Consider the following 13,666-nt stretch of genomic DNA (forward strand, 5'->3'; position numbering starts at 1 on the left):
TCTCGCTTAAGTACTTGTGTAATACTTGCCAAACAACTTTATCCTCTGGTGGTGGGGTAAACTCAGGCTGCTGTTGTTTGCGTTCAATAAGAAGAAAGAGCTTTTGTAACTGGTCAACTGGGAGTGGTTTAACAGGTTTGAGCAGCAATTCATTAATAGGTTCATCATCACGTTCTGGTTGGTAGTCAACAGCAAGATGTTTTTGCAGTCCAGGGAAAGTGTAAGCTGCACCTAGTTGTGTGCCACTAAAAGCCTGCCCATCTTTCTCATAAGAAATTCCTTTAGACTTACCATTCCTAGTAAAACCTGTCCTGACGCTAATTCCTGCTTGCTGCAAGCGCATGATCAGCGTCGGCATTTGGGGACTATCAACTCTAGCCCTATCAATTGTCTGCTGAATCTGCTCTTTAATGGTGCGCTCTGGTGGGGTATCGCGCCTACCTTCTGCAAATTCTGATTGTTCTCTTATTATGCGCCTAATTTGTCCCGTGCTGGGTGTGCGATTCAGTTTCTCTCTACTGCCCTGGACTTGTACTAAATCATAGTCTTGCTCAATTTGTCGCAGGACTTTCTCAGAGCGTAAATAATCCCAGGAATCATGGACTAAAAGCCCAGTATCCATCCTGATTCTGCTGGCTGCAATGTGGATGTGGTCGTCGTCGGTGTTGTGGTGACGAAAGATGGCAAACTGATTGGCATCAAAGCCCATTTCTTTCATGTAGCGTGAGCCAATTTCGTTCCACTTCTCATCATCTAATTTATCACCCTTAGCTGCTGACAATGAGACATGGTAAACAACTCGGTCTGCATCAGAATTCAGTTGTCTCGACAGCTTAAACTCTCGCGCTAATTCACGGCTATTTCTCCCGCTCATGTTGCCACCGATGAGTTTGGCATCTTCGCGGGATTCTAAATAATCCAACAGCTTGCGAAAACCTCTGCCCTTAGTCTGCTTCCCAATCATCCTCTTCCTCTTCTTCCGAGTCGTCATCATCAACATCATCTGAGGCAATGTCTCGTCTGCACTGATGCAGCAGTTCTAAAAGTTCTCTTAGCAGTTCTGGATCAACAGGTAACGTTCGCCCAATTTTAAGGGCTGTGTTGGTTGCTTTAACAAGCTGGTTAAGGTTGTTCCCGATTTGTCCTAACTCCCAATATGTCTGTAGACTAATCTTACTCAGTCGTTTGGGTAATGGACGCATCAACGCATTGCGTCTCATCAGTTCACTTGCTGACATCCCCGCGTCAAGTGATTTTATTCGCAGCAGATCCAATTCGATATCACTTAACCTCACTGGAAAAATATGCTTTCGGACTAGAGCTTTTGACTGCTTGCGATTCGCCATAAAGAGAGATATTGATGGACATTGCGAGGGGGGTTTTTCAAGGGGGGTTTCCCCACTTGAACCAGTCTGCCGTTCGAGCGCAGCGAGACAAAGCGTAAGCTTTGAGGCATGGCTGGCTTCTAGCCCATTTTCGGGGTAAGCGAAGTGTCAACTGCTACGTGTGTACGGAGGACACAGCAGGGGGCTGAAGGCAGGAGTATAAAGGCGTAGCCATGCTGCTGATCATCCTACAACTTACAGGGGAGGATAGCAACGGCGTAGCCGTAATTTGAATCAAATCAAGCATGAGGTAATTTCTGGTTCGGCGTAGCCGTAATAGAGTCGATATAAACGGCGTAGCCGCTATATGAAAATTCTCTGATTCAGCGTAGCTGCCACACAATATAATAGTTCGGCGTAGCCACAATACTAAAAAATAATTCAGCGTAGCTATTTTAAGTAAAAGTCTAGATTCAGCGTAGCTGTAATAGCCAGATTTTTTAGCATTAGCTTGAATAAGAATACCAGCGAAGCTGCCACACTAAAAAATGGTTTGCGTAGCCGTAATACGAAAAGGTAATTCGGCGTAGCCGCAATAGCCGATTTTTCTAGAATTTTGAAAACTCTCTTGGTACAAATTATTTCAAATAGCCGATAATGAACAGTTAATCGGTATTCATGAGTAACCATGAGTGAGCATCAGAATTCAGAAGTAATTACGAAGGGCAAGATTGATAAGGCTATCAATCTGCTGAAGGAGCAGAAGCCAAAAGAGCGAGAAGATGTATCAGACAGAGAAGCTGTTCGCAAAATGAGGAGATACATTGAGAAGCTGACTTCTTCTAAGTATGGCTATACTTACGATGAAGTGTCAGAAATGCTCAAGGGGCTGGGGATTAATTTGACTGGCAGCAGAATCAAATATTTAGTAGGTGAGTTGAAGAAAAGCAGCCGTCGCCAGAAAAACACATCTTTAAGCGACGATAATAATCGGTCATCAAATCCGGCTACTGAAACTGAGCCATTAGTGGTAAATATTGCGTCAGTTCAAGCTAGTAGTGAGCCGGATAAATCAACAGTAAATAGTGCAAAGGGCAAGAGACAAAGTAAAGAGCAAGTAGCGCAGCAGCAACAGGCTAAATCAAACCTATAATTAGAAAAATCCTATGAATATAGAATTATTAATTGGAACATGGCTGTTAACAGGAAGCATTTCTCTAAACAGCCAAATTGAATTTATCGGTGATGAACCAGATCCGAATGGTGTCGAAAATTGGTTGAATGGTAACAGCAACAATTTAATTGCTCAGGTAGAAGCAACCGAAGGACTTACTCTAACTATCTCATCAGATGGGAAATTTTTTGAAGAAAGAACAGGCGAACCAAAAGTTTATTGGTTTGACAGTGAAGGGGTATTGGAGTCTGAAGTTATACCGTTTAACGGTCATCTAAGTTTCTATGAATCTAAAGCCTTCTTATTGGTTGATGATCTGGTATCGTGGGCTGTACCTAGCGATGAAGTTAATAAAAAAAAGCTCAGATATGACGATGGGGACACGAAAATAGCTGATAGCATTGAAGTTCAAGGCTCACAGCTTATACGAACCATCTCAGTAGTAACGGATGAACTTTACTTAGATAGAGTGATTATCGTATACAAAAAAGCAAATAAGTGAAGGTATGCGCTAACCGCTTTTCATCGTCGTCTAAGCCAGCCAAATTTTTATTACTACCGCTATTAAGACTATCTAATAGCAGGAGTAATATTTTTTCTTTCCGTAGCCCAGCCCTAGAAGCATTACAATTCTCAAAGCTTTAGTTTAATTAGATTGATGACGTTCACCTATTCTCTATACCCAGACAATTGGTCAGAACTTGCCACTGCAATTAAGCAACAAGCCCAGTGGCGTTGTCAAAAATGTGGATTACAGTGCATACCGCCTGGTGAAAAAACATCACATATAACACGCTCAAAACGCAGAGTGTATACGCTACAGGTTCATCATTGGGATAGAAATCCAGCTTAGAACCACAGAGGCAACCTTATAGCTCTTTGCAGTGCTTGTCACCTTTTATACCACAGAGGTGGAAAATCAAATGTTTCACCTGGGCAGCTATCTTTGTGGTAAATAAGTCATGGATGATGATACTCAAGAACTAATCGCAATTCAGCAAGAACTCTCAGGAATTAGCGAACGCCTGAGAAAAATTTTTCCGTCAACTCATCCCCAATTTGACAGCGTGTTTGAAGACGTGGGTGCAGCTTCTTATTACATCCGCGAAGCTGGTTATCGTCTGGAATCAGTTCTTATGGCATCACAGTGCCAAAACGGGAAAATTGTACGCTAAGGCTGAAAAGCTTGCCTAGCAAGCATCTTAGCCACTGATTTTTTAGCCCTCACCCGAAGAGCGGCTGATTACCCTTATTTTGTTGGTGCAGAGTAACTCATGTATGAATTAGCAACCAAAATAGAAGCACGACTTTGGGAACTAGATAAAAATTTAGAATTGAGTTATGAAAAAATTTTTGATATTATCTGTCAAGAATATCACTTGAATGCTAATTCCATAGAAAAAGCTTTAAATTGTAAATGCCCATTTGCCTTGACTGGTTTTATTAGCGAATTAGAATCACAAGAACTTTCTACTTATGAGTATAGATAATTGGCGCACACGGACACCTGAAGAAAAAGAAGAATTGAGAGCCATAATCATGGAATTACTAAAGGATGATAAGCCAAGAACTTATAAAGAGATTGAGCAAGAGTTGAGTATAGGATGCATTACTTTTGAACTGGATAGATTAATCCATTTAGAAGAAATAATTAGGTTTGATTTACCAGAGTATGGCCCATATTCATACTACAGAATGAATAGCCCCTACTTTAGAAGCATCATTTACATAGAAGATGAAAATAGAAATAATGTAGCCTGCTACCGTCCATATTCTAAAGCTATTTATTGGTGATTAATTACTATGTCTAGATTGATTCTGGGTGGTTCATGCATCCCAGGCAAGTCGTGAAAGAAGGGGAAATTTAAAAATGACAGTCTCAAAAGTAACTGACCTAATAATTGCTTCTGCTTATGAGATTTCTTCCCCAGCAGGGGATGGAATCCACAGCTGGGTAAGCACTGAAGCCAACAACATTCGCGCAATCAACTGGCGTGACTTGGAAGCAGATAAACAAGGGAGCAATCGCATTTATCGGCAGCTCTTACTATGCAATTTTCATAGGTCAGAGAACTCAGAGCGAAGTGTAAAAGGAATCATAGAGCATGGGGAAGGGATACAGGCAGAACTACAGTTAAGCGATCCTCATTGTGAGTATCCAGACTCTAGATATCAAGAGCTATCAGCGCCTGTGAAGTTTGACAGTATTGCAAGTGCTAAAAAATGGTGTGAACTGGCAGCGCTAGAAGTATTAGAAATTATGGACGTTCCCTATCCTGCTCTCAATAGCGAAATAATCGCTGGAGTGGGTGAAACCATACCTTACCCTGGAGTAATGGAAATCGAAGGTAAAAAGCTTTGGGTAACTAGTTTTGGTTTGGCAGCTGCTGAAGATTCAGAATGTCGTCAAATTTGGGGAATTAGAAACCGGATACCTTGCTTGATGGGAATGTCCGTAAACAGTCAATTTGTAGATACAAAAGTTCCATTATCCGAAGTCTCTTTAGGAGCATTCAGCGAGACAGCTTGGCGAACGCTGCTAAAGCAGTCCAGGAAACTGCAAAGCGATCGCCCTTAAAAACCTGTTAACAGGATTATCAGCAATTCCGTGATCGCATCCTCAAAAAAGTTCGGTCAGATAAGCTAGGCTAAGATTCAGCCAAAGCGTACAATTTTCCCGTTTTGGCACGGTGATGCCTAACACGCTCAAAACGCAGAGTGTACACTCTACAGGTTCATCATTGGGACAGAAATCCAGCTTAGAACCACACAGGCAACCTTATAGCTTTTTGTAGTGCTTGTCACCTTTTATACCATAGGGGTGGGAAATCAAATGTTTCACCGGGGCAGCTATCTTTGTGGTAAATAAGTATGGATGATGATACTCAAGAACTAATCGCAATTCAGCAAGAACTTTCAGGAATCAGCGAACGCCTGAGAAAGATTTTTCCGTCAACTCATCCCCAATTTGACAGCGTTTTTGAAGACGTGGGTGCAGCTTCTTATTACATCCGCGAAGCAGGTTATCGTCTAGAATCAGTTCTTATAACTGTTCAAGGTGATAGCGCAGGTTTTGCGAGTGATGCAGAGATTTCAGAAACTGAAATTGAGTAAACTTCAGTAGGCAGACAACTCAGTACAATCATTAGCAAGTCAGCCTTAACAGCCGGGCTACATGAGTGTAAAACTCGCCGCAGTGCAGTATTAGTAAAGATTGTGGCAACTTCAGCGACGTGTTCTAAGGTATCTTCAGGTGATGATTCTAATTCAGCAATCAACATCGGGAAGTATGTACGGGCTAGCCACTTTTCATCGTCGTCTAAGTCAGCCAAATTTTTATTACTACCGCTATTAAGACTATCTAATAGCAAGAGTAATAATTTTTTAAACCTAGCCCAACCCCCCCAACGCTGGGTAAATCGGCTCACCCATCCTTGGGTAGTGTCTATGATTTTGGCGATCGCAGTTTGACCAATTTTCTGCTGCGACTCCCAAAGGTGGGTGAAAGCGTTGACGATGGCGTGACCTGTTTGCTGATCGCGGCTACCAGCTTCAATGCAGAAGTCGCAGGCATCAACAACCTCTAATTTCACTCCTGGCAGTTCCGTGAGGAGAAAACTGAGGTCATAGTCAGCGCAGAAGTAGAATGTTAGCTCCACATTGGGGCGACGATGAGCGCGTAATCGCCCAATCTCTTGGATAATTTCTGCACGGATCAGGTCTGTGAGATACTTTTGGAAAGCGCTGTCTTTATCCTCCAGGTTGACTGGTGAACCAGTCATCACCTGATATTGTGCTGCTAAAACACCGATGTTTTGGTAGGGAATGCCAAAACTTGCGATCGCATCACACTCACTAAAGCGATTAACACCACGCCCATCGACAAAGTGACCGTATTCTGTGCGCCCCTCGGCTTGGGTTGCAATCTGTTTCCAATCGATAATGCCAAGGTTGGGGCAGAGTTTTTTCAAGGTTTCTTTGAGGGCATTAACACGAGCGCTTAGTGGAAGGGAGCGATTTTTAGGCAGTTTACCCAGCCCAGTGACGTTGACCACTTTTAAATTGTCGTAGTCTGGGCGTTGTTGCTCGATGACTAACACAGGATCATTGATGCCCAGTTTCAATTTCAACTTGTGAGATTTGAAAGTGGCATCAAGGTAAATATTAAATTTGGCAGATTTGGCCAATTCAGTGTGCTTGGGATTTCGGCGGTAAATGCTGAGTACACCCCATTGAGATTGAAAACTACCGTCACCTTTCCAAGCTTCCAGAAAGTCAGGCAACCAGTAATTAGGCAAGTCAAGAAACTCTCTACCTGCTGTTCGTGCGCTGTCTTTAACTACCTTTTTGGCAGCATAACGAGCCGCAGCACTTTTTTTGAGTTGTTTATCTTGGGTAATATCAATTGAGTCCAAGTCCTCTAAGAAAGCTAAATCAGGTTCTGAGGCTTGGCGAATCGCTTCGATATCTAAGCCTGTGGGGAAAGGAGGCAGCAGCGCACGGATACTGGCATCATCAAAGCCGTAGCGTCCAGCAGATTTAATTTTTTGGGTAAACAGTTGGTGTAAAACCAAGAGTGCAGGTTGCAGCTGTGACATTATATTTGGTTCCAACAGTAGCAGCTTGCCTATGGTGGTTTCAAAATCGCTGAGGTTTACATCAACACTACGCACGGGCTTAATGAGTGTTCCTGCTTCTTCCCATAACCGCCCAACAGTGAAAGTTTGGTCACGGGGGAACGGCTTAGAAAAAAGGGCAGGCTTAGAATCCCCACGATTAATCGTTGGGACAACACGACTATTTGTTAAAGCCTGCCCTTTTTTCTCTTCGCCAAATGCGTTAGCAGCGTTAGTTAAGGTGACAGGGGTAGAGTCTGGGTGCGCTCTGAGTTCGGAATAATTTTGAATTGCACTGCGCTTAAGAGCGCGGAAGCCAAAACCATCACCACTGGCAAAACGGCACTGATTTTTAAGGGAACAACCGCCACAGATGGGGCTGATGCCGCTCTCTTCAAAATCAAGGCTACTAAAATTCTTGTTGCGGAAGGCGTTAAATAAGTAAGTTCTGTGACAATTGCCGTCAGTGTCGGCAGTCTCACCCACTTTAGTCCACAGTTTAAAGTCCTCACCTGTAGGAGTTTTGCGGGTGGGGTCAAGTTTAAAGCCGTTGTGACGCACTGGTAAGTCAACAAAGTTTTCTTCAATCGGTAGAGTAGATGGGTTTCTGTGGTTGGCATCTTGGTAAATTAGTTTGTCAACGCCGAATAAGGTCGCCGTCAATTGTCCCGCGTTGTAAGACTTGCCCAGTCCAGGGTGGGAATTATCTAAGATTTGTGTCCAGCCCTTAGAAACAGCTTCCACCCAAGCGGTAATATGTTCTTCTGGCTGGCAGGAGATAGAGATATTGCCTGTAACTTCAGTTCGGAATGGGATATTGCCGGGCTTGTAGATAATTACATTGGGCGCGTGAGTGTTAATTTCGGGTTCAGGCTTGGGTGTTGGTGGCGCTTTAAATCCTTTAAATATCGAACTAAATGGAGCGATTGCTTGCTTTAATAAATTTTGGAAGCTGCTCAAGTCCTCTCTAACTCGCCCAAGCTCCCACTCTTCACGGCTAATTACTCCTTGGTTGCGTTCGTTATATTCGTACTGCCTAGTAGGGAAGCGAAAACCATACTGTTTGGCAATGTGAAACAGTGTGCCTAAAGTAATTCCCCCACGCCGAAAACTGCGAATCTTGGCGTGGATGTTCCAAGTTGAACCCTTGATGCTGGGCGACCACTGCTCGGCTATAATTTCCGCCTCAGATGCCCCATAATGATTAACCAGTGCCATCAACACCTGACGGCATTCGTCATAGTTACCGCTTCCTGGGGTACGTGGTGGGATGAATGAAAGCGCTTGTTGGATTAGCTGGTCAATGTCCCAGCCTTCAGTGAGGGAAATCTCACGCCACTCTTTACGCCGTGACTCAATTTCCTGGATTCGTCGCTGATACTCAATACGTTCCTGTTGCGCGATCGCGATCGCTTCACTTATCCATTCTGCGGGTATTGTGGCTTCAGGGTTGACCAGGGGGAATTCTGCTTCTGTGCTGCCGTAGAATACACGACTTGCATCTTTACAAGCTGGATCATGCGGTAACTGCTGCATGAGGAAGCGTGTACAAGCTTCTACAGTATCAGCGCCTTGGACATATTCGGGCAGAAGGAAAACCAACCGGAATTTATGCCAGTCTGGTCTGTGACTGGCAGTAGTGTAAATTAAAGCACAGTGTTTTTTAATGAAGGGATGGGCTAGAGCTTCTTTGATCGTTAATTGGTGATCGTAAACTTTGATAGAATTTCCGTTTTCGTCCTTGATTGGTTTGCCATCAGCATCACGGGCGACATCCGAATTATCAATGTCTAGGAGCAACCATTGAGAACCGATCACATTGGCCTTACTGCGCCATTTCCCGCCTAACAATCCGGCACAGATGGCGTGGCCTGCTTTAATGTGGTGCTGGACATCGGCTAGAGTGCCCTCTACATCAATGAAGTTACCGGCCAGCTTCTTAAAGTCCCAGTCTTTGTTTGTGCCAGTTGCGTTAAACGCAAACTTGATTATGCGACTCTCAATCAACTCAAGTTTTGTCTTTACAGCAGAAAAAGTTTCTGATTGGCCTGCTGACTGTGCTGATACTGAGTGATGAAAATGTTGTAATGGTGACATGAGAGCTATTCCTCCAGTTTGTGTGTTGGAGGAATTGGAGCTATCCCGAAAGTAATCTTTTAGTACAAACGTTCAGAAATATAATCAGGTAAAATTGCTGAGTTAATGTTTTTCTGAGTAGTCAGTGTTACAATGGGTTAACACTCCAAAAGGTTTGATAAGATTACTATTAGGGATATTAATTAGGCTTGCGACCCAATCCCCAATTCCAAGTGAATAAAAATCAGAAAACCTCGGTATCCCAACGGGACACGGGGTTTTCACCTTTTAGCCTATCTGTACTTGGCTAACCAAGCCCTGACAAACTCGATTACTTCCTCCTCTTGAATAACAAACGCAGTACCTTTTCTCCTGAGAGCCAGAATTTTCATACTTCCCACCTCCGAATAAAGATGTTCATTGTGAGTATTAGCCGCCTTGGTAGGAGGCCATAAGACCAAAACTTTTGCTGTGGGAGTCTTTTGAGCTTCACGGGAAGACATCAAAAACTTATCTCTGTTCTTGTTGAGCCACTTCTCGTAATCTGCTAACTCTACAAGTGGGCAGGGTTGCCACAGTTTTAGTCCATTTTTGTCTTTGCGCTTGACTTGTAAAACCTCTCTAGCTTCGTTGTAGACAATTTCTCTATCTCCTTTTGAGCGAATGGAGATAAACAGGTGAGTTGTTCGTGGAAATCTAATAAACAAGTCGATAGGGTTGTTGTCTTCTACCGGAATTACCGGGAAGACTTGTACATCTAGGCTTTTAAACTCATCAAAAAGTAAGGTTCCTAATTTTTCCAACCGCGCAAGTTTTTGAGTTACCACCAACGGCTTGTAAGCCAATCCAAAAAGAACCCAGCCAGCCGGATGAATTATGCCTCCTGTAGCCAGCGCAGCAGCACCAGCCGCTAGAGCTTGAGTGGACGCATAATCTTTCGCCTCCCTAATTTTTTCAAACGCCGCTTCGTTGTGCAGTGGGAGTTGAAAATCGCTTGTTAGGTCTTTCACTGTTAACATTGGCGACATCAAAAAATAATGATGTGAAATAGTACTAGCTGCTCGATTTTGCCTTACGGGGCTAACGTGCCTATGAGTTTACGCAAGAGTAGTTCACGCTACATCTTTCACTGTAAAACCTTTGCTACACCACTGAACTAGCAGCCATCTATCAGATTCTTTGTCTAAAGCTGGCTTAAGCCGGAAAGCAAAAAAATCTGACCATGCCTCTACCCCGTGTTGTGTAACGAATTGTTTTTCAACTTCTTTAAAACGTTCCCAGTTACGATCCGCGATCGCGGTCAGCATTGGGATTAATTCGCTTACTGGTATCTGAGTAGTTGTTTCACTCATCTGGGTGTCCCTCAAAAATACAAATAATTGGTAAAGGTTCTATCTTGGTATCAACAACTTTAACTAATCGTATTCCCCTTTTTCTGCCTATCCTTTTGCAGTGTTGCTCTGAGGCGGCTGGCAGCCAATATCTAGTCTCAGCTAGTGGGTCAAATTTGCCCTCAACACGCTCTATACCGTCGTTTGCCTGATTTCCCTCGGTCAGATTCCCTCCTTATTTTTGTTGTCAGCGATCACGTTAGTCATATTACTTGTTGCTCACTTTGTTTTCATGGTCTGTTACTGCTTGCTGAGTGATCAGTTCAACTAAATTTGATAGCGTTCGGCTTTCGCTGTCCGCCCATTCTTGTAGTTTTTCTTTTAACTCAGGACTGCATGTAAAAGTTACTTTTGCCTTTGACGTTGCCATTAATTAGAAAAGTTCTGATATATTCCGACATTTTCAGTTAACATCAAAACTTGTCAAAAAGCAGCTGGTTCTAAGCAGTTCTGAATTTAGTTGACAAGTTCAGAACTTATCTACTAATATAGTAGTGTCAAGGTTATCGATACGTCAATAACTTAAGGCAGACGCAAGTAAGACCAAGCGCAAAACGCACTTGGCGAGTTCCTTTCGAGGGTTGTAAGGCTTGCAAGCGCTGTTTTGAGAGTATTCAACTATTCACAGCAATATCTGCATTGCGTCCGTTCATTTTCAACGGTCGCGGTAATTGTGCGTGTCTGCATTAGGACAGAGGATTCATGCATATCAATTTACGCAACTTAGAAGCAATCAACGAACTACCTTTTGAGAAAGTAATGCTTAATCAAAATCAATTACGAAGGTTAGAAGCAATAGATCGCTGGCTCAGAGAAATCCGAGATTCTAAGGAATTTGGACAACTAGAATACTCCCCAGACGTGATGCTAGGCGACGCAATCCAAGCAGTAGGCGAACTATTGGACGAACACGAATTCTATGATTACAAGCCCACAAATTTTACTGATGAGCAGTGGCATTCATATCTAGAACAAAAGCCAGTAATGCACATTCGCCGTGTGAAAACAAGGCGTGAAAAGATTAACTCATTCATACTTAATGGAGCGTCATCAGTAGCAATTGTGAGCTTGGTAACTACTAGTTTTATGGTAGTTGGTTCAATATTATGTCACGGGTTTGACCGGATTGAAGAAAGCAGAGGTGAGGAATATCAACCCACATGGATCTACAACGCCAAAATTTTTGAAGGAAGCGCGATCGCATCTATCGCGGTTTTCTTGGGTGCAAGCTTGACGGGTGCGTGTGTTGCAGGAGAAAAGAATGATGATCGATAAAGAGCTTGTAGGATGCGTCACGCTATTGAGCCAGAGCAAAACTTACTGGATTAATGGAACGCTGTACAGATATTTAACAAGCAGTGACAGTATCAACCACACACAATATTATTTCCGTCCTTTACCGCGTCAGTCTAAGAGCGCTGACTTAAAGCTCAATCGTGACAAAGTGCTAAGGCGTTGTTATGAAATTCCGAGCTTATATAAACAGCACACAGCAGAGATAAATAAGAACTCAATACAGTTGAGTTTGTTCTAACCCTTGGTAACATCTATTACCGCGCGTCGCGGACAAAGGCTTTGGTACAAGCGCGTCAACTAGTCCAAAAGGGGCGTATTCGCGGGGGTAAACGAGAAAGTGTCAGTAAGTCTTAAAAGCTGACAAAGCTTGTTATTACGTGGTTATAGCCTCCCAAAAGTAAGTTCTTCATGATTTGTCAGATTTATTTTCCAAGGTTATTGATAGTCGTCAGCTAACTGCTCATATCAAATAACTGGATTCAGCTAATTACATACATCAAATACCTTGGACTTATCTGGAATGGCAGTTAATTTTATACACACTACCGCATTAACCAGGAGAAAATGTGGCGACGAAAGAATATATAGCTAAGTATCGCCAGTTGAAACAGATTTACGAGCGCGAGTTAAACAAACAGATTGCTGATATCACTTGGTATCGAGTGGTAGCAACCTTAAAGCAACACTTCAGTTTTGAAGTACAGGCAGTTGATGCTCAAAAGATAGTTGAAGGTTTCGCTGGACTAAAACGGCGCTACGGCAGTTTTACGGGTCGTGGTGAGGGGTTTACGGAACGCTGGCAGGCATTTAGACATTTCTATGAAATAGACGCTCAATATCAGGGGGGAGAGTTCTTAAAGCTTCTTGCAGACTATCTAAAAATCAATCTTGACGATGTACCACGCAGCACTCGTTACTACTGGTTTGAGAAAGCCGGACTATCTTTCAGCGCTGAAAATATTTACCACTGCAAGGATTTAGCCCTTGTTGCGTTTATTGCTGCTAAATGGGCAATTAACAAGCGTTCACAACCGATGAAATCCGCAACCATCTCAGTTTTAACACTAGCCCTATAAGGAGCAATCATCATGTCTGACAAGTTTACTAACAATGTCCGCGCTCGTTTGTACAAACAGGGTTATCAAGGATTTACCAAAGACGATTACACGTCGGCTGCCCTTGCTGTCGAGTGCGATGACCTTGACAATCCAACGAAAGAGCAATTGAGTCAAGCCGTTGACTATCTCAAAGTCAAATCGACAAGCCAATTATCTGTAGTTGATGAACCCGTTGAAGAAACATTTCTAGTAGGGCCAGAAAATGCACAGCTTGACCCGGAACTTGATAACAGTCAGCTTACAATCGCTTCAAGAGAGATTAACAGCATTACTGTAAATAGCTCAGATAAGCATCAGATTGTAACAGCCCAATCATCGGCGCTGGGGTTTGAGTTAACTGAACAAGAAACATTAAGTATCGCTCTTAATGTTGACGACACTTTTACCGACTACAGCCAATTTATCAGTACTGTAACGGCTGCAATCAAGAACTACGTTGATCAGAAATTTGATGTCATTGAGCAATCATTTGAAACTAACGCCCAAGACTTGCGAGAACACGTCAGCAACAGAGCTTCTAGATTGAACCAAAAGGTTAATAACTTCTCAGGAGACATGAAAGCGGATATGGGAGTCATCCGCCAAAACATTAAAAGCACCCAATTCTCAATCCTCGCAAGGCTCAAGGCGGCTCAATAGCGATAACTTGACGCTGCTTGAGTGCTTGGGT

Annotated in this window: 16 protein-coding genes; 10 read left to right on the plus strand and 6 right to left on the minus strand. The window is 43.1% G+C overall.

Translation table 11 applies throughout. The features are described 5' to 3' along the window. A partial coding sequence (locus RM368_RS32140) for a relaxase/mobilization nuclease domain-containing protein (protein ID WP_322697806.1) occupies window positions 1-964 on the minus strand: 964 nt, incomplete at its 3' end. Next, the gene (locus RM368_RS32145) at window positions 945-1,346 is read right to left on the minus strand and encodes a plasmid mobilization protein (protein WP_322697807.1); all 402 of its coding nucleotides are present in this window, start codon (window positions 1,344-1,346) and stop codon (window positions 945-947) included. The genes RM368_RS32140 and RM368_RS32145, both read right to left, overlap by 20 nt. A 667-nt stretch (window positions 1,347-2,013) precedes the next feature. Here RM368_RS32145 and RM368_RS32150 point away from each other — a divergent pair. The 7 genes from RM368_RS32150 (at window position 2,014) to RM368_RS32180 (ending at window position 5,613) form a co-directional block, all read left to right on the plus strand. After that, the gene (locus tag RM368_RS32150; RefSeq protein WP_322697808.1) at window positions 2,014-2,478 is read left to right on the plus strand and encodes a hypothetical protein; all 465 of its coding nucleotides are present in this window, start codon (window positions 2,014-2,016) and stop codon (window positions 2,476-2,478) included. Window positions 2,479-2,491: 13 nt separating this feature from the next. Beyond that, the gene (locus RM368_RS32155; protein ID WP_322697809.1) at window positions 2,492-3,001 is read left to right on the plus strand and encodes a hypothetical protein; all 510 of its coding nucleotides are present in this window, start codon (window positions 2,492-2,494) and stop codon (window positions 2,999-3,001) included. A 460-nt stretch (window positions 3,002-3,461) separates the two neighbouring features. Then, entirely contained in the window at window positions 3,462-3,674 is a 213-nt protein-coding gene (locus tag RM368_RS32160) for a hypothetical protein (protein WP_322697810.1), read from the plus strand. A 99-nt stretch (window positions 3,675-3,773) separates the two neighbouring features. Continuing rightward, window positions 3,774-3,989: a hypothetical protein gene (locus RM368_RS32165; protein WP_322697811.1), complete on the plus strand. Its 216-nt coding sequence runs from the start codon at window positions 3,774-3,776 to the stop codon at window positions 3,987-3,989. Then, complete coding sequence (locus RM368_RS32170) at window positions 3,976-4,293, plus strand: hypothetical protein (RefSeq protein WP_322697812.1); 318 nt, start codon at window positions 3,976-3,978, stop codon at window positions 4,291-4,293. Before RM368_RS32165 ends, RM368_RS32170 begins: the two co-directional genes overlap by 14 nt. Window positions 4,294-4,369: 76 nt before the next feature. Then, window positions 4,370-5,077: a hypothetical protein gene (locus RM368_RS32175; protein ID WP_322697813.1), complete on the plus strand. Its 708-nt coding sequence runs from the start codon at window positions 4,370-4,372 to the stop codon at window positions 5,075-5,077. A 293-nt stretch (window positions 5,078-5,370) separates the two neighbouring features. Beyond that, the gene (locus RM368_RS32180; RefSeq protein ID WP_322697814.1) at window positions 5,371-5,613 is read left to right on the plus strand and encodes a hypothetical protein; all 243 of its coding nucleotides are present in this window, start codon (window positions 5,371-5,373) and stop codon (window positions 5,611-5,613) included. On the opposite strand, the gene RM368_RS32185 is transcribed toward RM368_RS32180, so the two are convergent. From RM368_RS32185 to RM368_RS32200, 4 genes are all read right to left on the minus strand, one after another. Beyond that, on the minus strand, window positions 5,553-9,212 hold the full coding sequence (locus RM368_RS32185; protein ID WP_322697815.1) for a PriCT-2 domain-containing protein: 3,660 nt from the start codon (window positions 9,210-9,212) through the stop codon (window positions 5,553-5,555). The two genes, RM368_RS32180 and RM368_RS32185, sit on opposite strands and share 61 nt — an antisense overlap. 272 nt (window positions 9,213-9,484) lie before the next feature. Further along, window positions 9,485-10,210: a hypothetical protein gene (locus tag RM368_RS32190; RefSeq protein ID WP_242053861.1), complete on the minus strand. Its 726-nt coding sequence runs from the start codon at window positions 10,208-10,210 to the stop codon at window positions 9,485-9,487. Between the two features lie 93 nt (window positions 10,211-10,303). Continuing rightward, entirely contained in the window at window positions 10,304-10,543 is a 240-nt protein-coding gene (locus RM368_RS32195) for a hypothetical protein (protein WP_229499157.1), read from the minus strand. 247 nt (window positions 10,544-10,790) lie between these two features. Next, window positions 10,791-10,952: a ribbon-helix-helix domain-containing protein gene (locus RM368_RS32200; RefSeq protein ID WP_190947290.1), complete on the minus strand. Its 162-nt coding sequence runs from the start codon at window positions 10,950-10,952 to the stop codon at window positions 10,791-10,793. 332 nt (window positions 10,953-11,284) lie between these two features. Between RM368_RS32200 and RM368_RS32205 the strand changes: the two genes are divergently transcribed. The 3 genes from RM368_RS32205 to RM368_RS32215 all read left to right on the plus strand — a co-directional run bounded on the left by RM368_RS32205 (window position 11,285) and on the right by RM368_RS32215 (window position 13,635). Further along, on the plus strand, window positions 11,285-11,857 hold the full coding sequence (locus tag RM368_RS32205) for a hypothetical protein (protein WP_322697816.1): 573 nt from the start codon (window positions 11,285-11,287) through the stop codon (window positions 11,855-11,857). 587 nt (window positions 11,858-12,444) lie between these two features. Then, window positions 12,445-12,954, plus strand: coding sequence for a hypothetical protein (locus RM368_RS32210; RefSeq protein ID WP_179076196.1), 510 nt, complete (start codon window positions 12,445-12,447; stop codon window positions 12,952-12,954). Between the two features lie 12 nt (window positions 12,955-12,966). Further along, on the plus strand, window positions 12,967-13,635 hold the full coding sequence (locus RM368_RS32215; RefSeq protein WP_322697817.1) for a hypothetical protein: 669 nt from the start codon (window positions 12,967-12,969) through the stop codon (window positions 13,633-13,635). Window positions 13,636-13,666 lie beyond the last annotated feature (31 nt).

Origin of the sequence: Nostoc sp. DedSLP03 (genome assembly GCF_034530815.1) — a bacterium.
Lineage (GTDB): Bacteria > Cyanobacteriota > Cyanobacteriia > Cyanobacteriales > Nostocaceae > Nostoc.